Genomic DNA, 25,166 nt, shown 5'->3' with positions numbered 1-25,166 from the left:
TTCTAATGCATCCAGCGTGCAGGGACGGTGATCAGTTCAGGGAAGATCACCAGCAGGATCAACAGCAGCGTGTAGGCGACGACATAGCGCCACACGCCTTTGATGATGGTTTCCATATTGATGCGGGCGACGCCGCACACCACGTTGAGCACGGTGCCCACCGGCGGCGTGAGCAGGCCCACACAGCCCACCATGACGAACATCACGCCGAAGTAGACGGGGTCGATGCCGGCCTTGGTGACCACCGGCATCAGCACCGGCGCCAGGATCAGGATGGTGGGCGTGAGGTCCATCACCGTGCCCACCAGCGTCAGCAGGATGAGCAGCGCGAACATCAGCAGCTTGGGCCGGTCCAGCACCGGGTCCAGCAGCGCGATGAGGTCTTCGGGCATGTCGGCCAGCGTGATCATGTAGGAGGACACCATGGCGGCGGCCACCAGGAACATGACCACGGCGGTGGTGCTGGCGGCGTTGACGAACAGCGGCGCCAGATCGCGCAGGCCGATTTCGCGGTAGACGAACAGGCTGATCAGCAGCGCGTAGACCGCTGCGACGACGGCCGCCTCGGTCGGGGTGAAGATGCCGCCGCGCAGCCCGCCTATGATGATGACCGGCAGCATCAGGGCCCACAGCGATTCGCGCAGCGCGCGGGCGCGCTCGCCCCAGGAGGCGCGCGGCGCCGGCCCGGCGCCGCCATGCCGGCGCGCCACCCAGGCCCATACCGCCACCAGGGTCAGGCCCATCATCAGCCCGGGTGCGATGCCGGCGAAGAACAGTTTGGTGATGGAAACGTTGGTGGCGACGCCGAAGATGATGAAGGCGATCGACGGCGGAATGATGGGGGCGATGATGCCGCTGGCGGCGATCAGCCCCGAGGCCTGGCCCGCGTCGTAGCCTTTTTCGCGCAGCATGGGGATCAGCAGGGAACCCAGCGCCGCGGCGTCGGCGACGGCCGAGCCCGACAGGGCCGCCAGCAGCACGCTGGCGAAGATGGCGACATAACCCAGGCCTCCCCGTATGTGTCCCACCAGCAAGGTGGCCAGATTGACGATGCGGCGCGAAATGCCGCCGGCGTTCATCAGTTCTCCGGCCAGCATGAACAGGGGCACCGCCATGAGCGTGAAGCTGTTGGCGCCCGACAGCATGTTCTGTGCCAGGATCTGGGTGTCGAAGAAGTCCAGCTGGACCATCAAGGCGATCGCGCTGAGCAGCAGCGCGAAGGCGATGGACTGGCCCAGGGCGATCAGCCCCAGCAGCACGAACAGGAACAGGGCGAGGGTCATTCCTGGCCTCCCGCATGGCCGGGAGGCTGGGGCAGGGGGCCGCCGGCCAGCACCCGCGCCAGATCGGCCAGCGTCAGCAGGCCCATCGCGACCGCGGCATAGAGCGTGGCTGCGTTGAACGCCGCCAGCGGCATGCCGGTGACGGGCAGCGCCGTGTCCAGGCCGATGACGGTCTGGGTCCAGCTGCCATCGGCCATCAGCCAGAGCACCCACAGGATCAGCAGCTGGCTGAAAACGTGCGCGGCGCGGCGCGCGCCCGGGCCGAAGCGTTCGACCAGCATGGTGACGCCGATGTGCTGGTGGCTGCGCAGCGCGATCACCGAGCCCAGGAAAATCATCCAGACGAAGGCCAGGCGGGAGATCTCGTCCGATACGTTGATGCCGGAATTGAACAGGTAGCGCAGCGCCACATTGCCGAACAGCAACATCACCATTACGGCCAGACAGGCCGCCATCAGCCAGGTCTGCAACGCGAAGCACCAGTCGGCGGCGCGGGCCAGCGGCGAACCGCCAGGCCGCCCCGGTGGGAAGGCTCGCATGGTTTGTCTCCTCTGCGTCGTGCGGAATTTTTGGCTTATGCTGCCGAAAATGTTAGCGCTAACATTTTTGCTTTGGCAAGCCTTTGTTTTTTGGGTCAGACTACGCGCTCGCCAACTCATGCCGAGGACAAATGTCCGTCCGTAAACCCCGAAGCCCGCACGCCGGGCGCGTCACCATGCAGGATGTCGCGCGCCGCGTCGGCGTCAGCGCCATTACGGTGTCGCGCGCCTTGCGCACGCCGGACAAGGTGGCCGAGGCGCTGCGCCTGCGCATCGTGCAGGCGTGCGAGGAGCTGGGCTATGTTCCCAATCACGCCGCCAGCGCGCTGGCGTCGGCGCGCTCGCAGACCATCGTGGTGCTGATTCCGTCGCTGAGCAACGTGGTGTTCGTGGACATCCTGGCCGGCATCAAGGAAGTGCTGGACCGCCACGGCTACCACATGCTGATCGGCGTGACCGGCTATGGCCCGGACGAGGAGGAAGGCCTGCTGCGCAAATACCTGCAGCATTCGCCCGACGGACTGATCCTGACCGGCATCGACCACAGCCCCAGCGTATGGGAGCTGCTGCGCGCGCGCGGGCTGCCCACGGTGCACACCATCGAAACCCTGGACGGCGGCGAGCACATGAGCGTCGGCTTCTCGCAGTTCGATTCGGGCTACGCCGCCGGCCGCCACCTGGTCGAGCGCGGCTGCCGGCGCATCGGCATCGTGGGCGCGCAGCTGGACCCGCGTTCGCTGCGCCGCTGCGAGGGTTGCCGCCAGGCGCTGCGGGACGCGGGCCTGTACGACGCGGCGCTGGAGATCATGACGCCGGAAAAATCGTCCATCGGCCTGGGCGCGTCATTGCTGCAGGACCTGCACGCCGCCCATCCCGATTGCGACGCGGTCTTTTTCTGCAATGACGACCTGGCCCAGGGCGCGGTGTTCCAGTGCGGCCGTCTGGGCCTGGCGGTGCCGCAGCGCATGGCCATCGTGGGTTTTCACGACCTGGCCGGTTCGGCCTGGACCACGCCGCCGCTGTCGACCATCGCCACGCCCCGCTACCAGATCGGCGCGGCCGCGGCCGGGCTGCTGATGCGGCACCTGGCGGGCGAGGCCGTCGCCGAACGCCACGTGGACCTGGGGTTCACGCTGGTCCAGCGCGAAACCAGCTGAACGCCGCTGGCTACGCCTCGCCGCCCGGTTCGGGCGTCTGGGTGAAGGCCCGCACCAGGCGGGCGATGCCGTCGAGTTCGTCGTGCGCGCCAGCGACCCATTCGGGCGTTTCGAAGGGGCTGTCGGAAGGGGTGTCGTCCAGGCTGGCCTTCAGGTCGCCGAGCAGTTCCAGCGCCATGTCGGTGGCCTGGGGGCTGCTGCGTGTGGACAGGGCGATGGCGATCGCCAACGCCTGGCGCATGGCCAGAAGGCGGCCATCCAGTTCGGTGCCCATGGGATTTCCTTATCGTGAGACTTGAATGGCCTCATTTTAAGGGCCTGGTTTTGCGCCAGATCAAATGAGGCGGGCCGGCGCAGGCGAATAATCCGGAGTATGCAAGCCGCTCCCCGTCCTCAACCGTCCGAAGCCCAGGCGCCCGCGGTCGCCAAGCCCCTGTTTCCGCCCCAACTGCTGGCAAGGCTGGACAAGAACGGGCCGCGTTACACCTCTTATCCCACTGCCGACCGGTATCACGCCGGTTTCGGCGAACTGGACTACCGGCTGGCCCTGCGGCAGCGGCGGGCGACCAGCCCGGATGAACCGCTCTCGCTGTATGTGCACATCCCTTTCTGCGAGTCGGTCTGTTATTACTGTGCCTGTAATAAGGTGATCACGCGTCACCATGACCGCGCCGCCCGCTACCTGGACGCGCTGGCCGCCGAGATCGGCCTGCACGTGCGCGAACTGGGCGAGGGCGTGCCGGTCTCGCAGCTGCATTTCGGCGGCGGCACGCCGACCTTTCTCTCCGACGCCGAGCTGGACCGCCTGATGGCGGACCTGCGCCGCGCCTTCCGCTTCGAACCCGACGCGGAGCTTTCCATCGAGGTCGATCCGCGCACCGCCACGCCCGAGCGGCTGGCCTATCTGCGCCGGCTGGGCTTTAACCGCCTGAGCTTCGGCGTGCAGGATTTCGACGCGCGCGTGCAGGCGGCGGTGCATCGGGTGCAGTCCTTCGAGTCGGTGGAGGCGCTGGTGCGCAGCGCCCGCGAGCTGCGCTATGACTCGGTCAACGTGGACCTGATCTACGGCCTGCCGCTGCAGACCGCGGAATCGTTCGGCCGCACCATCGAGCAGGTCATCGCGCTGCGGCCCGACCGTATCGCGCTGTATGCCTATGCCCATCTGCCCACGCGCTTCAAGCCGCAGCGCCGCATCAACGAGATCGACCTGCCGCCCCGCGCCACGCGGGTGGGCCTGCTCAGCGCCGCCATCGACGGCTTCCTGAAGCAGGGTTATTCGTACATCGGCATGGACCATTTCGCCCTGGACTCCGATTCGCTGGCCGTGGCCAAGCGGCGCGGCGAGCTGCATCGCAACTTCCAGGGCTACAGCACGCAGCCCGACCGCGACCTGGTCGCGCTGGGCGTGTCGGCCATCGGCCGCATCGGCGATACCTACAGCCAGAACGCCAAGGATCTGGACACCTATTACGCGGCCATCGAGTCCGGACGCTTCGCGGTGGAAAGAGGGCTGGCGCTGAGCGAGGACGACCTGGTCCGGCGCGAGATCATCATGGACATCATGTGCCAGGGGCGCGTGGACTTCGCGCGCATCGAGGCGCGCCACCGCCTGCGCTTCGGCGACTACTTCAGCCGCGAACTGGAGCAGATGACCAGCCTGGCCGAACTGGGCCTGGTCGAACTGCAGCAAGGCGCGCTGCGCGTGACCGGCCTGGGCTGGTATTTCGTGCGCGCCGTGGCCATGGCCTTCGACGGCTACCTGCAATCGGCCGCCAGCGGGGCCAGCTACTCCCGCATCATCTAAGAGACCGATAGCGGGAGCCGCGGGGGCGCTTCATTCGATCGCGAACTTCTCGCGCAGGTACAGGGCCAGCGACAAGTCGTCGGACAGCTGCAGCTTGCGCATCGCGCAGCGTTTGTGCGTGCTGATGGTCTTCTTGCTGCGCACCAGCCGCGCCGCGATCTGTGTCACCGAAAAGCCCTGGCTGATGTGGCGCAGGATCTCCACTTCAGAGGTGGTCAGCGATTCGTGCGGGGCGGTGGGCTCTTGCGAGTGGACCCGGCCGTCGCGCACGGTCAGGAACTTGTGCTTGCCGCTGAGCACGCCTCGGATCATTTCGGGCAGCAGGCTCAAACCCCATTTCTTGGCCATGTAGCCGTTTGCCCCCGCCCGGAAGGCGGCGTACTGGGTTTCCTGGCGGTTGCCGGCCGAGAACGTGATGATCGCCATGTTGGGGTGATAGCGGCGCAGGCGCCGCAGATAGCTCACGCCGTCCCAGAGATCCTGCGGCAGGTAGAAATCCACCAGGGCCACGTCGCAAGGCGTGTGGGACAGCTTTTCCAGTAACGATCGGGCCGAGGTTTCCTGGTGCAAGACCCGGAAGCCGGACCGGCTTTCGAGATAGGCGCTCACGCCCACGGCGATGACCGGGTGGTCGTCCAGGACGGCCACGTTGACCACCGGGGGCAGGCGCGACAGCAGCAGGTGTTGGCGGGCTTCCGGCAGATTGCCGGTTTCGGGACGCGCGGGGCTGGAGGAATTGAGTGCCGCGGTGCGGGGCGCTGGAATAGGTTTCATCTTGTGCTTTCCGCTGTTTTGGTTGGGGCGGAATGCCGGAGGCCGGCTCCGCGCTGAGTTCGCTGTTGGTCCTAGATTGGTAGCAGCCAGATTACGTTTTCGGCCGGCTGTTCGCACTGGAAATGCGCTGATTTCGGACCGTTGTACTGTTTGACTTTTCCTGGCGGTAAATATGGCCTATGACGATTAAAGTTTGGTTACAGTACAAAAATAATGGATACACGACAAGCCGCCAGACGCAGATTTCGGCATCGAGTCGGCGGACGGCGGTACGGACAGGTCGGAGTCCTAGGGCTGGATGTCGCGCTTTCGCCACGGAAAAGGCGGCATTAGTGCTACAATCGGGTCAGATAAACGAATTTTGGTTACGCGCGTTTCAAGCGCGAGCCACACAGGCACCGCACCATGCTTTACCCGCTGGCACGAACTACGACCCGGAACTTTCGCCCTATGTCGCGTTAGTGTTTTCGTGCGTCGGGTTTCTCCGTGTCAGGTCAGCGGCAGAACTCAGCAAGACAATCCAAAGAACGCGGCTTCCAGGCCGCGTTTTTCGTTTCCGTTTTTTGATTTTTCAGTTTCCAGAACCTCCAGGAAAGACTCCCGATGGTACAGATCACATTGCCCGATGGTTCGCAGCGCCAATATCCGGGGCCGGTAACGGTCGCTGAAGTGGCGCAGTCGATCGGCACGGGCTTGGCCAAGGCCGCCCTGGGCGGGCGCGTCACGTTCGAAGGCGAGCAAGCCCGGCTGGTCGACACCAGCTTCCGCATCGAAGGCGACGCAAGCCTGGCGATCGTGACCGCCAAGGACGCCGACGGCCTGGATCTGATCCGCCATTCCACGGCCCACCTGCTGGCCTATGCCGTCAAGGAGCTGTTCCCGGACGCCCAGGTCACCATCGGCCCGGTGATCGACAACGGCTTCTACTACGATTTTTCGTACAAGCGTCCCTTCACGCCCGAAGACCTGGCCGCCATCGAAAAGAAAATGGCCGAACTGGCCAAGAAGGACGAAACCGTCACGCGCGAAGAGTGGTCGCGCGACGACGCCGTCGAATTCTTCAAGGGCATCGGCGAAAAGTACAAGGCCGAGATCATCGCCTCGATCCCCTCGAACGAGACGCTCAGCCTGTACCGCGAAGGCAACTTCATCGACCTGTGCCGCGGCCCCCACGTGCCGTCCACCGGCAAGCTGAAGGTCTTCAAGCTGATGAAGGTGGCCGGCGCCTACTGGCGCGGCGACAGCAAGAACGAGATGCTCCAGCGCATCTACGGCACCGCCTGGGCCACCAAGGAAGAACAGGACGCCTATCTGCACATGCTGGAAGAGGCCGAACGCCGCGACCACCGCAAGATCGGCCGCGAGCTCGACCTGTTCCATTTCCAGGACGAGGCCCCGGGCCTGATTTTCTGGCACCCCAAGGGCTGGACCCTGTGGCAGCAGGTGGAGCAGTACATGCGCTCCGTCTACCGCGACAATGGCTACCAGGAAGTGAAGGCGCCGCAGATCCTGGACATTTCGCTCTGGAAAAAGACCGGCCACTGGGACAACTACCGTGAAAACATGTTCACGACCGAGTCCGAGAACCGTGTCTACGGCCTCAAGCCCATGAACTGCCCGGGCCATGTGCAGATCTTCAACGCCGGCCTGCATTCCTATCGCGAACTGCCGCTGCGCTACGGCGAATTCGGCCAGTGCCACCGCAACGAGCCCTCGGGTTCGCTGCACGGCATGATGCGCGTGCGCGGCTTTACGCAGGACGACGGCCACATTTTCTGTACCGAAGAACAGCTCCAGGACGAATGCGCCGACTTCACGGCGCTGCTGCAGAAGGTCTACCGCGACTTCGGTTTCACCGAGGTGCTGTACAAGGTCGCCACGCGTCCGGAAAAGCGCATCGGTTCGGACGAGGTCTGGGACACGGCCGAGGCGGCCCTGATGGAAAGCCTGCGCCGCACCGGCTGCGAATTCGAGATTTCGCCGGGAGAGGGCGCTTTCTATGGTCCCAAGGTGGAATACACCCTGAAAGACGCCATCGGCCGCCACTGGCAGTGCGGCACGATCCAGGTCGATTTCTCCATGCCCGTGCGCCTGGGCGCCGAGTACGTGGACCAGAACGACCAGCGCCGTCCGCCGGTCATGCTGCACCGTGCGATCCTCGGTTCGCTGGAGCGTTTCATCGGCATGTTGATCGAAAACCACGCCGGCGCCATGCCGCCCTGGCTGGCTCCGGTGCAGGCCGTGGTGTGCTGCATTTCCGAGCCTTCGGCCGATTATGCGGCCCAAATCACGCAAAGCCTGAAAAAACAAGGCTTTAGAGTGGAGTCCGATTTGCGCGGTGAAAAAATCACTCGTAAAATTCGGGAACACAGCCTGCAAAAGGTTCCGTACATCCTGGTCGTCGGCGACAAGGAAAAACAAAACGGCACCGTCGCCGTCCGCGGGCTGGGTGGTCTGGACCTCGGCGCCATCGCCATCGACGAATTCGTCGCGCGACTGGCCGAGGACGTCTCCACCCGCCGCGACGTCAATCAACCCGATAGCAGCGCTGCTTAACATTTCTAGGAGCTTTCAACATCGCCACTGAAAAAGCCAATCGCATCAACGGTGAAATCCGCGTCCCCGAGGTGCGCCTGATAGGTCTGGACGGAGAACAGCTCGGCATCGTCAAGATCGCCGAAGCGTTCCGTCTTTCCGAGCAAAGCGACGTGGATCTGGTGGAAATCGCGCCGAACGCCGAGCCGCCGGTCTGCCGTTTGATGGACTACGGCAAGTTCAAGTACCAGGAGCAGAAGCGCCAGGCCGAAGCCCGTTCCAAGCAGAAGGTCATCCAGGTCAAGGAAGTCAAATTCCGTCCGGCCACCGACGAGGGCGACTACCAGGTCAAGCTGCGCAACCTGCGCCGCTTCCTCGAAGAAGGCGACAAGGCCAAGGTGACGCTGCGTTTCCGGGGCCGCGAAATGGCCCACCAGGAACTCGGCATGCGGGTACTCGAACGTGTGCGCGACGATCTGCTGGAACTTGCCCAGGTCGAAGCCATGCCCAAGCTCGAAGGCCGTCAGATGGTCATGGTGCTGGCGCCCAAGAAGAAGGCCGCGCCCTCGGGCAAGTCCGAATCGGCCTGAGCGCCGGGAGGCGCCCTTAGCCGGGATCGCCTTCAGCACGGTTGCCCGTAGAACCCGCCGTCCGCGCCGTGGACCGGCGGGTTCGCTTATTGGGCGGCTCTGCGCTACGATGTCAAAAAGAAAGCCGCCTTCCCGCGAGGGAAGGCGGCGTCCGTTCAGGGTGTCGCGATGCACGTATTGTTCGTTTTGGATCCCTTGCCGCTGCTCAAGGCGTACAAGGACAGCTCGGTTGCCATGATGCGCGCCCTGGTCGCGCGCGGCCACACGCTCAGCGTGGCCATGCAGGGCGACCTCTACATCGAGGAAGGCACGGTCAAGGCCGTGACCACCCCCATCGAACTGGTCGCGGACGCCGATCTGCACGGCCACGACTGGTGGCGCGAATCCGCGGCGCAGGACCTGCCGCTGGCGGATTTCGGCGCGGTCGTCATGCGCAAGGACCCGCCGTTCGACATGGAATACGTGTATTCCACCCACCTGCTCGAATATGCCGAGGCGCAGGGCGCCCGGGTGTTCAACGGCGGCGCCGCGATCCGCAACCATCCGGAAAAGCTGGCGATCACCGAGATCAGCGAGTTCACCGCGCCCACGCTGGTGACCCGCAACATGGCGCGCCTGAAAGCCTTCCACGACAAATACCAGGACGTCATCGTCAAGCCGCTGGACGGCATGGGCGGCACCGGCGTGTTCCGGCTCCAACCCAAGGACCCGAACCTCAACGCCATCCTGGAAACCCTCACCGAAGACGGCGCGCGCACCATCATGGCGCAGCGCTACATTCCCGAGATCGTCAACGGCGACAAGCGCATCCTGCTGATCGGCGGCGAGCCGGTGCCATATTCGCTGGCCCGCATTCCGCTGGCCGGCGAAACCCGCGGCAACCTGGCGGCTGGCGGGCGCGGCGTGGCGCAGGAGCTGTCGCCGCGCGACCGCGAAATCGCCGAGGCCGTGGCGCCCAGGTTGGCCGCGCGCGGCCTGTTGCTGGTCGGCCTGGACGTCATCGGCGATTACGTCACCGAGGTCAACGTCACCAGCCCCACCTGCTTTGTCGAAATCGCGGAACAGACCGGATTCGACGTCGCGGGCATGTTCGTCACGGCGCTGGAACGGGCTGTGGCGGGCAAGACCGCGGCCTGAGCCGGGGCGCCGCCATGGCCACGGGTATTGTCATCGTCGTGCACGCGCCCCTGGGCGCGGCGATGCGCGAATGCGCCAGCCACGTCATGGGGGACATCGACGGCATGCTGGCCATCCACGATATCCAGCCCGAGGACCGGCCGGACGATCTGGCGCCCGACGTGCTCAAGGACATCCTCGAACAGGAGCACGGGGGCGGGGTGCTGGTGCTGACGGACCTGATCGGCGCCACGCCCGCGAACATCGCCAAACGGGCCGTGGCCGACGCGCAGGCGCAGGGCATCCAGTGCTGCGTGCTGGCGGGGCTGAACACCCCGATGCTGCTGCGGGCGCTGACCTACCGCAACCTTCCCCTGGCCGAAACCCGCGAAAAAGCCCTGTCCGGCGGAGTGCAGGGCGTCTTGCGTGTAGACTGACGGGCGGTAATTTGCCCTATCATGTCGGCTGATATTTTCGGCTGACATCCGGTTCGACGTTTTGCTGCAATCCTCACCGCGGTTCCCGCCGCGGCCATAATTCTTCCTATGCCTAATACAGACATCGTCATCAGCAATAAACTTGGCCTGCACGCCCGCGCGGCCGCCAAGCTGACGCAACTGGCCAGCAAGTTCTCAAGCGAGATCTTCATCTCGCGCGGCGCGCAGCGCGTGAACGCCAAGAGCATCATGGGCGTCATGATGCTGGCTGCCGGGCTGGGCGTGACGGTGCGGCTGGAGGCTTCGGGCAGCGATGCCGAGCAAGCCCTTGCCGAAATTGAAACTCTGTTCGATAGCAAATTCGGTGAGCAGGAATAGAACTTCTTCTGAATCCGCCGGCCTGAGCGCGGCTCGGGCCGGCACGTCTGCGACCCTCATGGACACACACGACGGGGCTGGCTGTGCCAGCCCCGTCGTGTGTCTTTACGGCAAAGGCGTCGCCAAGGGATATGCCATCGGGCGCGCCGTCGTCATGGGCGCGGCGGCGCTCGAAGTCGCGCACTACCGCATCGCACCCGAGGACGTGGCCGCCGAAAGCCGGCGCCTGACCGACGCCCTGGCTTCGGCGCAGCAGGAACTGCTGCAACTGGCCGAGACCTTGCCGGCCGACGCGCCGCGCGAGCTGGGTGCCATGCTGAACGTGCACAGCCTGCTGCTGGGCGACCCGCTGCTGGCCGAGCAGACGCTGGCCCTCATCGCCGAGCGCCACTACAACGCCGAATGGGCGCTGACCACGCAGGGCCAGATCCTGGGGCAGCAGTTCGACGCCATGGAGGACGAGTACCTGCGCGAGCGCGGGGCCGACGTGCGCCAGGTCATCGAGCGCGTGCTGCACGTGCTGGCGGGCTCCTCGGCGATCCTGCCCGACATGTCCCACATGGGGGGCGACGACGCGCTGGTGGTCGTGGCCCACGACATCTCGCCGGCCGACATGCTGCGCCTGCGCGGCGGGCGTTTCGCGGCCTTCGTGACCGACCTGGGCGGGCCCACCTCGCATACCGCCATCGTGGCGCGCAGCATGGGCGTGCCCGCGGTGGTGGCGATGGGCAACGTGCGCGAGCTGGTCCGCGACGGCGACATGCTGATCATCGACGGCGCGGCCGGCACGGTGATCGTCAATCCCTCCGACCGCATCTTGCAGGAATACCGCCGCCGCCAGTCCGCCTATGCGGACGAGCGCGCCGAACTCAGCCTGCTGCGCGACGAACCGTCGATCACGCTGGACGGTATCGACATCGTGCTGCACGCCAATATCGAACTGCCGGACGAGGCCGCGCTGGCGCTGGCCTCCGGCGCGCACGGCATCGGCCTGTTCCGCAGCGAGTTCCTGTTCATGGGGCGGCCCGACCTGCCCGGCGAGGAAGAGCAGTACGAAGCGTATTCGTCCGTGGTGAAGGTGATGGCCGGGCGGCCGGTCACGATCCGGACGCTGGACATCGGCTCGGACAAGACGCTGGACGGCGAGGCCACCGTGGCCACCAACCCCGCGCTGGGGCAGCGCGCCATCCGCTATTGCCTGGCGCGCCCGGAAATGTTCGCGACCCAGCTGCGCGCCATCCTGCGCGCCTCGGCCCACGGACCGGTGCGCCTGCTGATACCCATGATCGCCCACATGCACGAGGTCGTGGCGACCCGCGCGGCCATCGAAGCGGCGCGCCGCGAACTCGACGCCCGCGGCCAGCCCTACGCGGCGCACATGGACGTGGGCGCCATGGTCGAGGTGCCCGCCATCGCCATCGCCATCGAGCCTTTCGCGCAGGCGCTGGACTTCCTGTCCATCGGCACCAACGACCTGATCCAGTACACGCTGGCGATCGACCGCGGCGATCACGACGTGGCAGGCCTGTACGACCCGCTGCATCCGGCCGTACTGCGCCTGGTCGCGCACACCATCAATGCCGGCGAACGCGCCGGCAAGCCGGTCGCGGTGTGCGGCGAAATGGCGGGCGATTCGCGCATGACCCGCCTGCTGCTGGGGCTGGGCCTGACCGAGTTCTCCATGCACCCGCAACAGCTGCTGGACGTCAAACGCGAAGTGCGCCGCGCCCACTCCAACGCCCTGCGCGTCAAGGTGGCCGCCGCCCTCAACCGCGCCCTCCCGGTCGACCTGGACGCCCTGGGCCCCGGCTGAACCGCGCCCAGCCGCCGCAGACAAAAAAGCCCGGAGCCACAAGCCCCGGGCTTTTTTTTCGACAGACTGAGACGCCGCCTCCCCGATCGGGGCCGCCTTGGATCCGGCTTTGCCGGTCCAAGCGCGGCGCCCCCTTGAGGGGGAGGCGCCTAAGGCGCCTCGGGGGTGGGCCTAAGAGTGATAAGCCGATTCGCCGTGGCTCGTCACGTCCAGGCCCTCGCGTTCCTGGTCTTCCGGCACGCGCATGCCGCACAGGGCATTGGCGATCTTGTAGGCGATCCAGGCCACCACGCCGGACCAGACCACGGTCAGCAGCACGCCTTCGAGCTGCACCCACAGCTGATGGCCGATCATGCCGGCCTCGGCCAGGCCGGGACCGCCCAGGACCTGGGCGTTGAACACGCCGGTCAGCAGGGCGCCGACGATGCCGCCCACGCCGTGCACGCCGAACACGTCCAGGGCGTCGTCGGCGCGCAGCAGGCGCTTCAGGCCGTTCACGCCCCACACGCAGACCGCGCCGGCGACCACACCGATGACCAGCGCGCCCACCGGGCCGACCAGGCCGGCTCCCGGGGTGATGCCGACCAGGCCGGCGACCGCGCCGGAGGCCGCGCCCAGCATCGAGGGCTTGCCCTTGACGGCCCATTCCGTGAACAGCCAGGCCAGCACGGCGCCCGCAGTGGCGATCATGGTGTTGAAGAAGGCCAGCGTGGCGTTCTCGTTGGCGGCCAGCGCGGAACCGGCGTTGAAGCCGAACCAGCCCACCCACAGCAGGGCCGCGCCCACGAAGGTCATGGGCAGGTTGTGCGGCTGCATGGCTTCGCGGCCGTAGCCCACGCGCTTGCCCACCACATAAGCGCCCACCAGGCCGGCCACGCCGGCGTTGATGTGCACCACGGTGCCGCCGGCGAAGTCCAGCGCGCCCTTGGCGTTGAGCAGGCCGGGCGCCGTCTCGGACGCGAACCACACCATGTGGGCGATGGGCACGTAGGCGAACGTGAACCAGATCACGGTGAACACCAGCACTGCCGAAAAGCGCGCGCGTTCGGCGAAGCTGCCGACGATAAGCGCGCAGGTGATGCCGGCGAACGTGGCCTGGAACGACGCGAACAGCAGCTCCGTCAGGGTGTTCGACATGGCGTAGGCGCCGTCCGCCGGATTGAAGATGCCGGCGAAAAAGGCGCGCGACAGCCCGCCGAAGAAGGCGTTGCCCTCGGTGAAGGCCAGCGAATAGCCATAGATGAACCACAGCACCAGGCCCAGCACGAACGTGCACAACACTTGCAGCAGCACCGACAGCACGTTCTTGCTGCGCACCAGGCCGCCATAGAACATCGCCAGACCGGGTACGGCCATCATCAATACGAGCAGGGTAGAGACGAGCAACCAGGAGATATCCGCTTTATCCATTTTCAGGCTCCATTGAGTCTTTATTTATTTGTTCGTTCAGAGCGCCGCTTCGCCGGCTTCGCCTGTTCTGATCCGGATCACCTGTTCCAACGGGGCGGTGAAGATCTTGCCGTCGCCGATCTTGCCGGTGCGGGCGGCCATTTCGATGGCCTCGATGACCTGGTCGACCAGGTGGTCGGGCACGGCGGCCTCGATGCGCAGCTTGGGCAGGAAGTCGACCGCGTATTCCGCGCCGCGGTAGAGCTCGGTGTGGCCTTTCTGGCGGCCGAATCCCTTGACCTCGGTAACGGTCAGCCCCTGGACCCCGATCCCGGACAGAGCCACCCGCACTTCGTCGAGCTTGAAGGGCTTGATGATGGCGATGATGAGTTTCATGGCATTTCCTCTCATGGTTGCACGTTGGCTCCGGGTATCAAGCAAAGTCCGTGCCATGTTTGCGCACGCGGGAGGCGCCCCGGCGCACGCCCGCAACCGTGCCTGGCCGCACCGAGCTGGTGCGCGCGAGCCGTGTCGCGGCCTCAAGTTGGTGCGCGGTCTGCACCGTTCGGAACATGCAACCAAACATGTTTCAAATCCGATATGTGTTGCAAATCAATGCAACGTATATTTCGATAAATATCTGCATATGCCCCTAATTTCACGGCCCGATTGAACCGCGCAACGGGCCGCTCAGCCTTGCGGCATGAGGCTTTCGCGTGGAATCACGAGCGCGCGACGAGCTGCCGCGATGAGGCGGAATCGAGGACTGTTGCGGTTTTTGCTGATACGAGGGTTTACACGCACGAGCTTGTTGCGCGCGTTCGGGTGAAGAAGAATCGAACACAGTTCCTGTCGTCATGAAGACGGCATGGGCCGCAGGCCGCGGCCCGACGGGTACCGATGTTGGTAGGGGGTTGCCGCCATGGCAGCCCGGTTTTCTCCTGTGCTTTGAAGGGCGGTCACCGCATGCGGCCCGCCCTTTTTTTTCGTCCCGGGAAAGCGCGGCGCGGCGACGCATTACACTTGAGTCATCAAGAACATCGTGAGGCCGTCATGAACAATCGCACCCAGTGGATGGAAGACATCCAGAAGAATCTCTCCGACCTGATCGCCCGCAGCCCGGCCGCGGACGTGGAGCGCAACGTGCGCGCGATGATGACGCAGGCGTTCTCCAAGCTGGACCTGGTGACGCGCGAGGAATTCGACGTGCAGGCCGATCTGCTGGCCCGCACCCGCGCCCGCGTGGACCAGCTGGCCGCGCAGGTGGAGCAGCTGGAAACCCGCCTGTCCGCGCTGGAAAAATAATTCCGCGCCAGCCGTATGCCGCGGCCGCCTTCGGGCGGCCTTTTTTATCGGCGCCCGGCGGGACCGATTTGTCGCGCCGGCGCCGACGGCGCGGCGGTCTTTGCCGATACTGGCGGTTTGCATCCCTTTCCGGAGGCCGCCTTGACGCTAGCGGTGCTTGCCAGCCGGGCCCTGTGCGGCCTGGATTCCCACGCGGTGCGCGTGGAGACCCACCTTGGCCCGGGCCTGCCCAGCTTCAATGTGGTGGGCCTGCCCGACACCGAGGTGCGCGAGAGCCGCGAACGGGTGCGCGCGGCCATCCTGAACAGCGGATTCGAGTTTCCGCCCGGACGCATCACCGTCAATCTTTCGCCGGCCGACATACCCAAGGAATCCGGCCGCTTCGATCTGCCCATCGCCCTGGGGCTGCTGCTGGCTTCGGGCCAGTTGGCCGCCGCCACGGGCGAGGCCGGGCCCGCGCCCGCGCCGGCGGCGCTGGCCGATCTGGTGCTGGCTGGCGAACTGTCCTTGACGGGGGCGCTGGTGCCGGTGGCCGCGCCGCTGGTCATCGCGCTTAGCGTGGCGCGCGAAGCGCCCGGCGCCAGCCTCATCCTGCCCGCGGGCAGCGCCGAAGAGGCGGCCTGGGTGCCCGGCCTGCGGGTGCTGTCGGCGCGCAGCCTGGCCGACGTGGCCGCGCATGCGGCCGGCGCGTGCCGGCTGCCCGACGCGATTGCCCGTCCCTGGCCCGACGCCGGGCCGGGTCCATGCCTGTCGGACGTGAGGGGCCAGCCGGGCGCGCGGCGGGCCCTGGAAGTGGCGGCGGCGGGCGGCCACAGCCTGCTGATGATCGGTCCGCCGGGCGCGGGCAAGAGCATGCTGGCCGCGCGCCTGCCCGGTCTGCTGCCGCCGCTGGCCCGCGCCGAGGCGCTGGAAGCGGCCGCCGTGGCGGCCCTGGCCGGCCTGCCGGACGCGCCGATGGGCCTGCCGCCGTTCCGGGCGCCGCATCACAGCGCCTCGGCGGCCGCGCTGGTGGGCGGCGGCAGCCGGCCGCGCCCGGGCGAAATCAGCCTGGCGCACCACGGGGTGCTGTTCCTGGACGAACTGCCGGAATTCAGCCGGCGCACGCTGGAGGCCCTGCGCGAGCCGCTGGAGGCGGGCAGGGTGGTCATCGCGCGGGCGCTGCATGCCGCGCAGTTTCCGGCGCGCTTCCAGCTGGTCGCCGCCATGAACCCGTGCCCCTGCGGCTGGCGCGGCCATTCGGCGCGGGCCTGCATCTGCACGCCGGACCAGGTGGCGCGCTACGTCGGCAAGATCTCCGGCCCCTTGCTGGACCGCATCGACCTGCACGTGGCCCTGCCGGCCTCCGACCCCGACTGGCTGTCGGGTCCGCCGGGCGAGCCGTCCGGCCCGGTGCGCGAGCGCGTGGTGCGCTGCCGCGAGCGCCAGCTGCAGCGCCAGGGCAAGCCCAACGCCGCGCTGGCGGGCGCCGAACTTGACGCGCATTGCCGGATGGACGCCGAGGCCGCGGCCCTGCTGGCGCAGGCCATGCGCCGGCTGGGCGGCTCGGCCCGCGCCCAGCACCGGGCGCTGCGGGTCGCCCGGACCATCGCCGACCTGGAAGGCGCGCCGCTGCTGGCCGCCGGCCACGTCGCCCAGGCCGTGCAGTACCGGCGCACCGGCGTATGATCGTGTCGGCCCGGTCCCGTCGGCCGCGCCCGCCCGCCGGCTCGACAAATTGCGGGAAATCACCATATAATCAAAGGCTTTCCCGGATCTGGGCTTTTGGATTTGTCCGTTTTCGGGGAAAGGGTTCAGGCGAGGCGCCTGGGCCTGGGTGGCGACACCCGAGTAGTACCCCAAGCAGTACCCCCCAGAAGTGGCAACAGGTACACCAAGTTTTGCCGTAGCGCAGCAGGGCTTGGCCGGTGGTTTAACCCCGGCCATACACGCGAGGCAAGCACCTGGCGTCATATAAATCAACAATGCGTGTTTTAGTTTAGGGAATCAACATGCCCAAGATGAAAACCAAGAAAAGCGCCTCCAAGCGCTTTAAGGTTCGCGGCAGCGGCTCCATCAAGCGTGGTCAGGCGTTCAAGCGTCACATCCTGACCAAGAAGACCACCAAGAACAAGCGCCAACTGCGCGGTTCGGCTGCGGTCCATGACTCCAACGTGGCCTCCGTCAAGGCCATGATGCCTTTCGCTTGATATATAACGGAGATCTACTATGCCTCGCGTCAAACGCGGCGTAACCGCCCGCGCCCGTCACAAGAAAGTCATTGCCGCCGCCAAGGGTTACCGTGGCCGCCGCGGTAATGTGTTCCGTATCGCCAAGCAAGCGGTCATGCGCGCTGGCCAATACGCCTACCGCGACCGCCGCAACAAGAAGCGCACGTTCCGCGCTCTGTGGATCACGCGTATCAACGCCGCCGTCCGCGAGCATGGCGTGAGCTACAGCGTGTTCATCGCCGGTCTGAAGAAGGCCTCGATCGAACTCGACCGCAAGGTCCTGGCCGATCTGGCCGTGCGCGACAAGGCCGGCTTCGCCGCCATCGTGCAGCAAGCCAAGGCTGCCTTGGCTGCCTGATCGCGCGCTTTAACTCATCGCGCATCGCTGCGAACGGGGCTGTAATGGCCCCGTTTGCGTTTTGAAGGCTGGATTTCATGACTCACACGGTTGACGACCTGGTCTCCCAGGCGCAAGAACGGTTCGCCGCGGCCACTGACGCCGCCGCGCTGGAAAACGCAAAGGCTCGGTTCCTGGGCAAGGAAGGCGCGCTGACGGTGCTGCTGAAAGCCCTGGGCAAGCTCGATCCCGAGCAGAAGCGCGAGATGGGCGCCAGGATCAATCAGGCCAAGCAAAAGGTCGAGGAACTCCTGAACGCGCGCCGCGCCGCGCTGGCGCAGGCCGAACTGGACGCCCGGCTGGCATCCGAAACCATTGACGTCACGCTGCCGGGACGCGGTCGCGCGCCGGGCGGCATCCATCCGGTCATCCGGACCTGGGAAAGAGTGGAAGAAATCTTCCGCTCCATCGGCTTCGACGTGGCCGACGGCCCCGAAGTCGAAAACGACTGGACCAATTTCACCGCGCTGAACAATCCGCTGGACCATCCGGCGCGGTCCATGCAGGACACGTTCTACGTCGACATGAACGACGCCGACGGCCTGCCGCTGCTGCTGCGCACGCACACCAGCCCCATGCAGGTGCGTTACGCCCGCATGAACAAGCCGCCCATCAAGGTTATCGCGCCGGGGCGCACCTATCGCGTCGACAGCGACGCCACGCACTCGCCCATGTTCCACCAGGTCGAAGGGCTCTGGATCGCCGAGGACATCTCGTTCGCCGACCTGAAGGGCGTGTACACCGATTTCCTGCGTTGCTTCTTCGAAAGCGACGATCTCGTCGTGCGTTTCCGCCCGTCGTTCTTCCCGTTCACGGAGCCGTCCGCCGAGATCGACATGATGTTCACCTCGGGTCCGAACCGCGGCCGCTGGCTGGAGATTTCCGGCTCGGGCCAGGTGCATCCGCAAGTGGTGCGCAACTTCGGCCTCGATCCCGAGCGCTACATCGGCTTCGCCTTCGGTTCCGGGCTCGAGCGCCTGACCATGTTGCGCTACGGCGTCAACGATCTGCGCCAGTTCTACGAAGGCGATTTGCGCTTCCTGCGCCAGTTCAACGAATAACCCACGGCTGATCATGCAATTTCCCGAATCCTGGCTGCGTACGCTGGTCAATCCCCCGATCGCAACCGACGAACTCGCGCACCGGCTCACGATGGCCGGCCTGGAAGTCGAAGACACCGTGCCCGCCGCGCCCGCGTTCTCGGGCGTGGTGGTGGCCCACATCGTCGAGATCGCCCCGCATCCCGACGCCGACAAGCTGCGCGTCTGCCAAGTGGACGACGGCTCCGGCGAGCGCCTGCAGATCGTCTGCGGCGCGCCCAACGCCGCGGCCGGCCTGAAGGTGCCGCTGGCCCGCGTGGGCGCGGAACTGCCCGGCGGCATGAAGATCGGCGTGGCCAAGATGCGCGGCGCGCAATCGTCGGGCATGCTGTGCTCGGCGCGCGAACTGGGCCTGTCGCAAGACCATGCCGGCCTGCTGGAACTGCCGGCCGACATGGTGGTCGGCCAGTCGATCCGCGAAGCGCTGGACCTGGACGACACGCTCTTCACCCTGAAGATGACGCCCAACCGCGCGGACTGCCTTTCCATCCTGGGCGTGGCGCGCGAAGTCGCCGCCCTGACGGGCGCGCCGCTGTCGGTGCCCACGGCCGCCGCCGTGCCCGTGACGCTGGACGAGCGCCTGCCGGTCAAGGTCGAGGCGCCCGATCTGTGCGGCCGTTTCGGCGGCCGCGTGATCCGCGGCGTCAACGCCCGCGCCGCGACCCCTGAGTGGATGAAGACGCGCCTGGAGCGCGCCGGCCAGCGTTCGCTGTCGGCCCTGGTCGACATCTCCAACTACGTCATGCTGGAACTGGGCCGCCCCTCGCACGTGTTCGATCTGGACAAGATCCAGGGCGACCTGTGCGTGCGTTGGGCCCGCGAAGGCGAGACCCTGGAACTGCTGAACGGCCAGACCGTGACCCTGGACCCCAAGGTCGGCGTGGTCGCGGCCGGCGACCAGGTCGAAAGCCTGGCCGGCATCATGGGCGGCGAAGCCACCTCGGTCACGCTGGATACGCAGAACATCTACCTGGAGGCCGCTTTCTGGTGGCCGCAGGCGCTGGCCGGACGCGCGCGCCGCTACAAGTTCAGCTCGGAGGCCAGCCACCGCGGCGAACGCGGCGTGGACTTCGCCACCATTCCCGAGCACATCGAATTCATCACGCGCCTGATCGTCGACATCTGCGGCGGCCAGGCAGGCCCGCTGGACGACCAGATCGTCAACCTGCCCAAGCGCCTGCCGGTGCGCATGCGCCTGGCGCGCTGCCACCGCGTGCTGGGCGTGCCGGTCACGCAGGCCGAGGTCGCCAAGATTTTCGCCAGCCTGGGCCTGGAGTACACGGTCGAGGGCGACGACTTCGTCGTGACGCCGCCGTCCTACCGCTTCGACCTGGAACTGGAAGAAGACCTGATCGAAGAGGTCGCCCGCATCTACGGCTTCGAGAACATTCCCGCCGTGCCGCCGATGGCGCGCGCCAAGATGTTCTCGCAGCCCGAGATCCGCCGCGGCAACCACGCGCTGCGCCGCCTGGCCGCCGCGCAGGACTACCAGGAAGTGGTGAACTACAGCTTCGTCGAAGCCGACTGGGAACGCGACTACGCCGGCAATGACAGCCCGGTGCGCCTGGTCAACCCCATCGCCAGCCATCTGTCGGTCATGCGCTCCAGTCTGATCGGCGGCCTGGTGGCCAACATCCGCCACAACGCCAACCGCAAGCAGTCGCGCGTGCGCGTGTTCGAACTGGGCCGCGTGTTCCTGCGCGACGCCTCGGTGCAGGACGGCCCGCTGGAAGTGGCTGGCGTGCGCCAGCCGCTGAAGCTGGCGGGCGCCGCCTGGGGGCCGGCGGTGGAAGAGCAGTGGGGCGCGGCCACGCGCCAGGTCGATTTCTTCGACGTGAAAATGGATGTGCAGGCGCTGTTCGGCGCGCGCGGCCAACGCCTGCGCTTCGAAGCTGCCGTCCATCCGGCGCTGCATCCGGGCCGCAGCGCCCGCATCGAACTCGACGGCCGCGAAGTCGGCTGGATCGGCGAACTGCACCCGCGCTGGGCGCAGCAGGCCGACCTGACGCACGCGCCCGTGGTCTTCGAACTCGACGTCGCCGCCCTGTCCGAAGGCGAGCTGCCGCAGGTCCGCGAACTGTCGCGCCAGCCCGTAGTCATGCGCGACCTGGCGCTGTGGGTCGACGCCCAGGTGTCGGTCCAGTCCATGCTGGACACCGTCGCGGCCGCCGTCAAGGCGGACCCGCAGCTCGCGGTGGTGCAGGACGTGCGCCTGTTCGACGTGTGGCGCGAGAAACCGCAGGGCGGCGAACCCGTCACCGAGAAAAGCCTTGCTTTCCGGTTCTGGCTACAGGACACTGAAGTCACGCTGGACGAAGCCCGGGTGGCCGACTGCCTGGCGCGCATCAAGGACGCCTTGGTGGCCGCGCACGGCGCGCGCCAGCGTTGAACCATGGGGAACAGTATGCTTGCCGAGCCACGCACCCTGACCAAGGCCGAGCTGGCCGAACTGCTTTTCGAGCGGGTCGGCCTGAACAAGCGCGAAGCCAAGGACATCGTCGATACTTTCTTCGAGGAAATCCGCGACGCCCTGGCGCGCGGAGACTCCGTGAAGCTCTCGGGCTTCGGTAATTTCCAGGTGCGCGACAAACCGCCGCGCCCGGGCCGCAATCCCAAGACGGGCGAGACCATTCCCATCGCCGCGCGGCGCGTGGTGACCTTCCATGCGAGCCAGAAACTCAAGAGCGTGGTGGAGCAGGCGACGCCTGCTGCATCCGACGACACCGCGGAGTGATACGCTTTGTCGGTAATTGTTATCGGCACTCGACGTATCGCGGCATAAAATCCTCTTATGACACGTACAGAATCCACCGTTACCTTACCGCCCATTCCCGCCAAGCGTTACTTCACCATCGGTGAAGTGAGCGACCTGTGTGGCGTCAAGCCCCATGTCCTGCGGTACTGGGAACAGGAATTCACGCAGCTCAAGCCGGTGAAACGGCGCGGCAACCGCCGCTACTACCAGCATCATGAAGTGCTGCTGATCCGCCGCATCCGTTCCCTGCTGTACGAGCAGGGCTTCACCATCAGCGGCGCGCGCAACCGCCTGGGCGATGCGCGTGACGTGCCGCACGACCAGGACGCCGCCGTGCGCCTGTCGGGCGCCGAGATGCAGGCCCTGCGCAACGAGCTGGGCAACGTCTCGACGATGCTGGCCGAAGCCCTGGGCACTTCGGCCGGCGCTGCCGCAAGCAACAACGGCGCCGCGTCGGCAGCCTGAATCCGGACATGATGACGGCGCATCGCGCCGCCATCCGCAGTACCTCGCGCCCCGTGCGCAGCCGTAAGCAGTAATGCAATCGGCGCACTCGGGGCGCAAATTTTTTTGAGTATTCAGCACTTTTTTTGCACGAATGCGTGCAAACATTTTTTAGGTCTGCTATACTCTTTTTCTTTCGGGGCGTAGCGCAGCCTGGTAGCGCACTTGCATGGGGTGCAAGGGGTCGCGAGTTCGAATCCCGCCGTCCCGACCAGTAGTTCCAAGGCCGTTAGTGAGATACTCACTAACGGCCTTTCTCATTGTGGGCCGGTCTGAGAGCAAACAGACGATTGAAGCAGCTTTGGGTCGCGCGTATTGACGCAAATGCGAGACGCAAATGCATGAGGCAAATGCGCTTGGCGATTATCGCTTTCCCGCCTTGAACGCATCCCACACCGTCAACCACACCCCCAGCACCACCCCGCCCATCAACACCCCAGCAGCCAGATACCCGTTGCCATTCGCAAGCAGCGCGGACGCCGGCGGTACGAAGACCAGTATGGAAACGTTGTTCAGCGTTTCCGCCGCCGCCAGCACCGCGCCTTTGTCGTGGTGCGCGCGATGGGCGAGCACGGTGGTCGATAGCGGGGCGCCGGCGCCCAGGGCAGCGCCCCAGGCGGCCAGGCAGACGAGGGCGGCGGACAGCGGCAGGGCAAGAAAATGGAAGGCGCCGATGGCGGTGGCCAGCAGTGCGGTGGTGCAGACCAGCGCGCGTTCTTCGCTTGCGGCCAGGCGCCGCAGCCAGCCGGCCGAGAGGTTGCCGATGCCCAGGCCGATGCCGAATGCCGCCGCGCTCAGGCCCACGCCGGCGACGTCGAGTCGATAGCGCTGGCGCAGGACCTCGCCCGACAGCAGGAAGGCGCCTACGGCGGTGCCGTTCCACAGGCCTTTGGCGAGCATGGGGCGCACGATGGGCCAGCGGCGCAGCCATTGCAGGCCTTGCGCTCTGGCTGCCGCAACGGGTGCGCGGGTTTTCGGGATGGCGACGCGTCCGATCGCGAACGCGGCCAGGCATCCGGCGGCGGCCAGGATGAAGGGGGCGCGCCAGCCCAGCCAGCTGGTGAGCAGGCCGGCGATCGCGGGGCCGCTTGCGATGCCCAGCGTCATGCCGAGCATGACGGCGCCCATGGCGGATGCGTGGCGGGCGCGCGGCATGGCGTCGGCGATCAGCGCGAAGGCATTGGGAATGATGACGGCCGAGGCCAGTCCGCCGAAGATGCGCAGCGCCACGGCGGCTTCGAAGCTGGGCGCGAAGGCGATGCCCAGGCCGTCGACGGAGAACGAGAGCAGGGCGATCAGCAACAGGCGGCGGCGGTCGACGCGGTCGGACAGGTGGCCGAGGATGGGGGCGGCGATGGCGTAGGCGAGCGCGTAGCTCGATATCAGCCACGTGGTCTGGGCGGTGTCGGTGCCAAAGGCGGCGCCGAGCGGGTTCAGCATGGCCGCAAGCATGAACTCGCTTGCGCCGACGAAGAACACCGAGAGGGAAAGCACGGACAGCAGCGCGCGCTGTCCGCCCTTGCGGGCAACAGTTTTGGAATCAGGCATGGTCGATCTCGCGGAAACGCGAAATGGATGAAGGAAAACGGAAGGGAGTTCGTCGCGTGGGGAAGGCCGCGAGGGCTTGCGACGTTGGGCGGCGCGCTGACAGCGCAGAGGCCGGGAGAGTCGGGCCGGCCGTTCGACCGGACCTGCGTGTGCATGATACGCGGTTTTGCGGGGCGGTTCCAGGCGCCGGCCGCGGACGCGGCGCGGCTTGGTTAAGATAGCGCTCGTCTCATCGATCCGTCCGGTCCGTACGCATGCCGCTAATCAAAAAACTGTTTGCCTGCAAGATCACGTTTCTGTTGATCCTCTCCAATCTCGCGGTCTACCTCGTGGCCGGATACCTGGATACACGGGCTTTCGAGAGCCTGAGCCAGGGGGCTTTCCTGATCGATTGGGGCGCGAACGTGCCGGCGCTGACCATGTCGGGCGAGTACTGGCGCCTGTTTACCAGCATGTTCCTGCATGTCGGTTTTCTGCATCTGGCGGTCAATATGCTGGCGCTGTGGTCGCTGGGGACCATACTGGAGGCGCGCATGCGTTCCCCGGTGTTCCTGGGGGTGTATCTGCTGTCGGGTTTGTGCGGCAGCCTGGTCACGGCGCTGTGGCACCGCGAGGATTTTTTCGTGAGCTGCGGCGCGTCGGGCGCGATCCTGGGGATTTTCGGGGCGGCGCTCGTCTATGGACTGCATGACCGGCGCATGGGGCGTGCGCACGTGCCGCCGGCCAATCTGCTGTTCAGTCTGGCGCTGACTTTCGGCGCGGGGTTTGTGTTCAACGTCGATAATGCGGCGCACGCGGGCGGACTGGTGGCCGGGGCGCTGCTGGCGGTCGTTGCGCTTTTCGGCGAACGGCTGCGGCCGGCGGCGCAGGCCGCCGTGCTGGCGGCCGCTGCCGTGATCGGCGCGGTGGCGTTGGCCGCGGTGGCGTACAGCCAGTACGATCGCGGCATGCAGGAACAGATCGCGGCCGCGCGCTTCCAGGACACACTGGGCAAGATGGGCCTGCTGGGCATCGGGCGGGCGGCGGGCAATGTACTGTTGCTTGACGATTGCATCGCCGAGGCGCTGTCGGCGGCCTCGCGCGACGGCGCGCCCGCGCCGGACCTGCGCGGTTGCGCGGACCCGGGCGACAGGGAGCAGGCCTTGTTGGCGAGGTTCATGCCGCAGTGGTATCGGACGTGCCAGGTCCAGGCCGCCGGGCTGCGCGGGCTGTACCCCGACGCCGGCGCGCAGGAGGCGTTGGCGACGGTGGACCGTTACTGCGGGCTTCAGACGCGGATCTATGCGTCGATCTTCCAGCAGGCGCCGGCCGATTTCGACGTTAAGGAAGCGATGCAGATCCGGCTGGTGTTGCGGGTGCTGCTGGACGAGGGCGCGGGGTTCCTGCTGGATCAGGGCTGGAACTTCGGGGCGGACCCGGAAAAGCTGCGCGCGCAGGCGAATGCGCTGCGCGACATACTGGAGGCGCCGGGCGAGCTGGCGACCGCCGTCGTCGATGAGTCCGGGTGCCCGTACTGGAGTTGCGCGCGCTAGCCT

24 protein-coding genes and 1 tRNA gene are annotated in these 25,166 nt (G+C 66.5%); 18 read left to right on the top strand and 7 right to left on the bottom strand.

Going from position 1 to position 25,166, the window contains the following annotated elements; genetic code table 11:
• Positions 1-2: 2 nt before the first annotated feature.
• Together AC1IQ6_RS17585 and AC1IQ6_RS17580 are read right to left on the bottom strand one after the other, a co-directional pair.
• A complete protein-coding gene (locus AC1IQ6_RS17585) occupies positions 3-1,283 on the bottom strand; it encodes a TRAP transporter large permease (protein WP_102771653.1) in 1,281 nt (426 codons plus the stop codon).
• Complete coding sequence (locus AC1IQ6_RS17580) at positions 1,280-1,822, bottom strand: TRAP transporter small permease (RefSeq protein WP_485865037.1); 543 nt, start codon at positions 1,820-1,822, stop codon at positions 1,280-1,282. The genes AC1IQ6_RS17585 and AC1IQ6_RS17580 overlap by 4 nt, the downstream gene beginning before the upstream one ends.
• 131 nt (positions 1,823-1,953) lie before the next feature.
• Here AC1IQ6_RS17580 and gntR point away from each other — a divergent pair, with 131 nt between their 5' ends.
• Positions 1,954-2,979: an HTH-type transcriptional regulator GntR gene (gntR, locus tag AC1IQ6_RS17575; protein WP_111825495.1), complete on the top strand. Its 1,026-nt coding sequence runs from the start codon at positions 1,954-1,956 to the stop codon at positions 2,977-2,979.
• A 10-nt stretch (positions 2,980-2,989) separates the two neighbouring features.
• Here the strand turns inward: gntR and AC1IQ6_RS17570 are convergent, their stop codons facing one another.
• Positions 2,990-3,253, bottom strand: coding sequence for a hypothetical protein (locus AC1IQ6_RS17570; protein ID WP_102771650.1), 264 nt, complete (start codon positions 3,251-3,253; stop codon positions 2,990-2,992).
• A gap of 99 nt (positions 3,254-3,352) precedes the next feature.
• On the opposite strand from AC1IQ6_RS17570, the gene hemN reads away from it, so the two are divergent.
• Positions 3,353-4,783, top strand: a complete 1,431-nt coding sequence (hemN, locus tag AC1IQ6_RS17565; protein WP_209164811.1) for an oxygen-independent coproporphyrinogen III oxidase — start codon at positions 3,353-3,355, stop codon at positions 4,781-4,783.
• A 30-nt stretch (positions 4,784-4,813) separates the two neighbouring features.
• Here the strand turns inward: hemN and AC1IQ6_RS17560 are convergent, their stop codons facing one another.
• On the bottom strand, positions 4,814-5,557 hold the full coding sequence (locus AC1IQ6_RS17560) for a response regulator (protein ID WP_102771648.1): 744 nt from the start codon (positions 5,555-5,557) through the stop codon (positions 4,814-4,816).
• 603 nt (positions 5,558-6,160) lie between these two features.
• On the opposite strand from AC1IQ6_RS17560, the gene thrS reads away from it, so the two are divergent.
• The 6 genes from thrS to ptsP all read left to right on the top strand — a co-directional run bounded on the left by thrS (position 6,161) and on the right by ptsP (position 12,426).
• Positions 6,161-8,113 carry a threonine--tRNA ligase gene (gene thrS, locus AC1IQ6_RS17555; protein ID WP_111825493.1) on the top strand — a complete coding sequence of 651 codons (1,953 nt, stop codon included), beginning with the start codon at positions 6,161-6,163 and terminating at the stop codon, positions 8,111-8,113.
• Between the two features lie 20 nt (positions 8,114-8,133).
• Positions 8,134-8,682, top strand: a complete 549-nt coding sequence (infC, locus tag AC1IQ6_RS17550; RefSeq protein ID WP_102771646.1) for a translation initiation factor IF-3 — start codon at positions 8,134-8,136, stop codon at positions 8,680-8,682.
• 168 nt (positions 8,683-8,850) lie between these two features.
• Positions 8,851-9,819: a glutathione synthase gene (gene gshB / locus AC1IQ6_RS17545; RefSeq protein ID WP_102771645.1), complete on the top strand. Its 969-nt coding sequence runs from the start codon at positions 8,851-8,853 to the stop codon at positions 9,817-9,819.
• Between the two features lie 14 nt (positions 9,820-9,833).
• Positions 9,834-10,235, top strand: a complete 402-nt coding sequence (locus AC1IQ6_RS17540) for a PTS sugar transporter subunit IIA (protein WP_102771644.1) — start codon at positions 9,834-9,836, stop codon at positions 10,233-10,235.
• 108 nt (positions 10,236-10,343) lie between these two features.
• Positions 10,344-10,613, top strand: a complete 270-nt coding sequence (locus AC1IQ6_RS17535; RefSeq protein WP_102771643.1) for an HPr family phosphocarrier protein — start codon at positions 10,344-10,346, stop codon at positions 10,611-10,613.
• A 58-nt stretch (positions 10,614-10,671) separates the two neighbouring features.
• Positions 10,672-12,426: a phosphoenolpyruvate--protein phosphotransferase gene (gene ptsP / locus AC1IQ6_RS17530; protein ID WP_111825492.1), complete on the top strand. Its 1,755-nt coding sequence runs from the start codon at positions 10,672-10,674 to the stop codon at positions 12,424-12,426.
• A gap of 171 nt (positions 12,427-12,597) precedes the next feature.
• On the opposite strand, the gene amt is transcribed toward ptsP, so the two are convergent.
• Complete coding sequence (amt, locus tag AC1IQ6_RS17525; RefSeq protein WP_102771641.1) at positions 12,598-13,836, bottom strand: ammonium transporter; 1,239 nt, start codon at positions 13,834-13,836, stop codon at positions 12,598-12,600.
• A 36-nt stretch (positions 13,837-13,872) separates the two neighbouring features.
• Entirely contained in the window at positions 13,873-14,211 is a 339-nt protein-coding gene (locus AC1IQ6_RS17520; RefSeq protein ID WP_102771640.1) for a P-II family nitrogen regulator, read from the bottom strand.
• Positions 14,212-14,868: 657 nt separating this feature from the next.
• On the opposite strand from AC1IQ6_RS17520, the gene AC1IQ6_RS17515 reads away from it, so the two are divergent.
• From AC1IQ6_RS17515 to AC1IQ6_RS17475, 9 genes are all read left to right on the top strand, one after another.
• Entirely contained in the window at positions 14,869-15,120 is a 252-nt protein-coding gene (locus AC1IQ6_RS17515; protein WP_102771639.1) for an accessory factor UbiK family protein, read from the top strand.
• Positions 15,121-15,261: 141 nt separating this feature from the next.
• Complete coding sequence (locus AC1IQ6_RS17510) at positions 15,262-16,785, top strand: YifB family Mg chelatase-like AAA ATPase (RefSeq protein WP_485865036.1); 1,524 nt, start codon at positions 15,262-15,264, stop codon at positions 16,783-16,785.
• Between the two features lie 323 nt (positions 16,786-17,108).
• Complete coding sequence (rpmI, locus tag AC1IQ6_RS17505; RefSeq protein WP_102771638.1) at positions 17,109-17,306, top strand: 50S ribosomal protein L35; 198 nt, start codon at positions 17,109-17,111, stop codon at positions 17,304-17,306.
• A gap of 19 nt (positions 17,307-17,325) precedes the next feature.
• Complete coding sequence (gene rplT, locus AC1IQ6_RS17500; RefSeq protein WP_006218741.1) at positions 17,326-17,685, top strand: 50S ribosomal protein L20; 360 nt, start codon at positions 17,326-17,328, stop codon at positions 17,683-17,685.
• Positions 17,686-17,762: 77 nt separating this feature from the next.
• A complete protein-coding gene (gene pheS, locus AC1IQ6_RS17495; RefSeq protein WP_102771637.1) occupies positions 17,763-18,785 on the top strand; it encodes a phenylalanine--tRNA ligase subunit alpha in 1,023 nt (340 codons plus the stop codon).
• Between the two features lie 13 nt (positions 18,786-18,798).
• Positions 18,799-21,213: a phenylalanine--tRNA ligase subunit beta gene (pheT, locus tag AC1IQ6_RS17490; protein ID WP_485865035.1), complete on the top strand. Its 2,415-nt coding sequence runs from the start codon at positions 18,799-18,801 to the stop codon at positions 21,211-21,213.
• 3 nt (positions 21,214-21,216) lie between these two features.
• On the top strand, positions 21,217-21,558 hold the full coding sequence (locus AC1IQ6_RS17485) for an integration host factor subunit alpha (RefSeq protein WP_102771635.1): 342 nt from the start codon (positions 21,217-21,219) through the stop codon (positions 21,556-21,558).
• A 57-nt stretch (positions 21,559-21,615) separates the two neighbouring features.
• Positions 21,616-22,044, top strand: coding sequence for a MerR family transcriptional regulator (locus AC1IQ6_RS17480; protein WP_111825490.1), 429 nt, complete (start codon positions 21,616-21,618; stop codon positions 22,042-22,044).
• Positions 22,045-22,220: 176 nt separating this feature from the next.
• Positions 22,221-22,297 (top strand) — tRNA-Pro (locus AC1IQ6_RS17475).
• A gap of 149 nt (positions 22,298-22,446) precedes the next feature.
• On the opposite strand, the gene AC1IQ6_RS17470 is transcribed toward AC1IQ6_RS17475, so the two are convergent.
• Positions 22,447-23,631 (bottom strand): MFS transporter, encoded by a 1,185-nt coding sequence (locus AC1IQ6_RS17470; RefSeq protein WP_485865034.1) that lies wholly within the window; start codon positions 23,629-23,631, stop codon positions 22,447-22,449.
• Positions 23,632-23,885: 254 nt separating this feature from the next.
• Here AC1IQ6_RS17470 and AC1IQ6_RS17465 point away from each other — a divergent pair, with 254 nt between their 5' ends.
• On the top strand, positions 23,886-25,163 hold the full coding sequence (locus AC1IQ6_RS17465; RefSeq protein WP_485865033.1) for a rhomboid family intramembrane serine protease: 1,278 nt from the start codon (positions 23,886-23,888) through the stop codon (positions 25,161-25,163).
• Positions 25,164-25,166: the final 3 nt, after the last annotated feature.

Source organism: Achromobacter sp. MUI-25009338 (assembly GCF_057359325.1).
Note: the sequence above shows the minus strand (reverse complement) of the source record. Positions and strands in the feature narration are given on the sequence as shown.

Bases quoted from the DNA above. Each gene is read 5' to 3' on its own strand.
- AC1IQ6_RS17585 (WP_102771653.1), bottom strand. From the start codon at position 1,283: ATGACCCTCGCCCTGTTCCTGTTCGTGCTGCTGGGGCTGATCGCCCTG.
- AC1IQ6_RS17580 (WP_485865037.1), bottom strand. From the start codon at position 1,822: ATGCGAGCCTTCCCACCGGGGCGGCCTGGCGGTTCGCCGCTGGCCCGC.
- gntR (WP_111825495.1), top strand. From the start codon at position 1,954: ATGTCCGTCCGTAAACCCCGAAGCCCGCACGCCGGGCGCGTCACCATG.
- AC1IQ6_RS17570 (WP_102771650.1), bottom strand. From the start codon at position 3,253: ATGGGCACCGAACTGGATGGCCGCCTTCTGGCCATGCGCCAGGCGTTG.
- hemN (WP_209164811.1), top strand. From the start codon at position 3,353: ATGCAAGCCGCTCCCCGTCCTCAACCGTCCGAAGCCCAGGCGCCCGCG.
- AC1IQ6_RS17560 (WP_102771648.1), bottom strand. From the start codon at position 5,557: ATGAAACCTATTCCAGCGCCCCGCACCGCGGCACTCAATTCCTCCAGC.
- thrS (WP_111825493.1), top strand. From the start codon at position 6,161: ATGGTACAGATCACATTGCCCGATGGTTCGCAGCGCCAATATCCGGGG.
- gshB (WP_102771645.1), top strand. From the start codon at position 8,851: ATGCACGTATTGTTCGTTTTGGATCCCTTGCCGCTGCTCAAGGCGTAC.
- AC1IQ6_RS17540 (WP_102771644.1), top strand. From the start codon at position 9,834: ATGGCCACGGGTATTGTCATCGTCGTGCACGCGCCCCTGGGCGCGGCG.
- AC1IQ6_RS17535 (WP_102771643.1), top strand. From the start codon at position 10,344: ATGCCTAATACAGACATCGTCATCAGCAATAAACTTGGCCTGCACGCC.
- ptsP (WP_111825492.1), top strand. From the start codon at position 10,672: ATGGACACACACGACGGGGCTGGCTGTGCCAGCCCCGTCGTGTGTCTT.
- amt (WP_102771641.1), bottom strand. From the start codon at position 13,836: ATGGATAAAGCGGATATCTCCTGGTTGCTCGTCTCTACCCTGCTCGTA.
- AC1IQ6_RS17520 (WP_102771640.1), bottom strand. From the start codon at position 14,211: ATGAAACTCATCATCGCCATCATCAAGCCCTTCAAGCTCGACGAAGTG.
- AC1IQ6_RS17515 (WP_102771639.1), top strand. From the start codon at position 14,869: ATGAACAATCGCACCCAGTGGATGGAAGACATCCAGAAGAATCTCTCC.
- rpmI (WP_102771638.1), top strand. From the start codon at position 17,109: ATGCCCAAGATGAAAACCAAGAAAAGCGCCTCCAAGCGCTTTAAGGTT.
- rplT (WP_006218741.1), top strand. From the start codon at position 17,326: ATGCCTCGCGTCAAACGCGGCGTAACCGCCCGCGCCCGTCACAAGAAA.
- pheS (WP_102771637.1), top strand. From the start codon at position 17,763: ATGACTCACACGGTTGACGACCTGGTCTCCCAGGCGCAAGAACGGTTC.
- pheT (WP_485865035.1), top strand. From the start codon at position 18,799: ATGCAATTTCCCGAATCCTGGCTGCGTACGCTGGTCAATCCCCCGATC.
- AC1IQ6_RS17485 (WP_102771635.1), top strand. From the start codon at position 21,217: ATGGGGAACAGTATGCTTGCCGAGCCACGCACCCTGACCAAGGCCGAG.
- AC1IQ6_RS17480 (WP_111825490.1), top strand. From the start codon at position 21,616: ATGACACGTACAGAATCCACCGTTACCTTACCGCCCATTCCCGCCAAG.
- AC1IQ6_RS17470 (WP_485865034.1), bottom strand. From the start codon at position 23,631: ATGCCTGATTCCAAAACTGTTGCCCGCAAGGGCGGACAGCGCGCGCTG.
- AC1IQ6_RS17465 (WP_485865033.1), top strand. From the start codon at position 23,886: ATGCCGCTAATCAAAAAACTGTTTGCCTGCAAGATCACGTTTCTGTTG.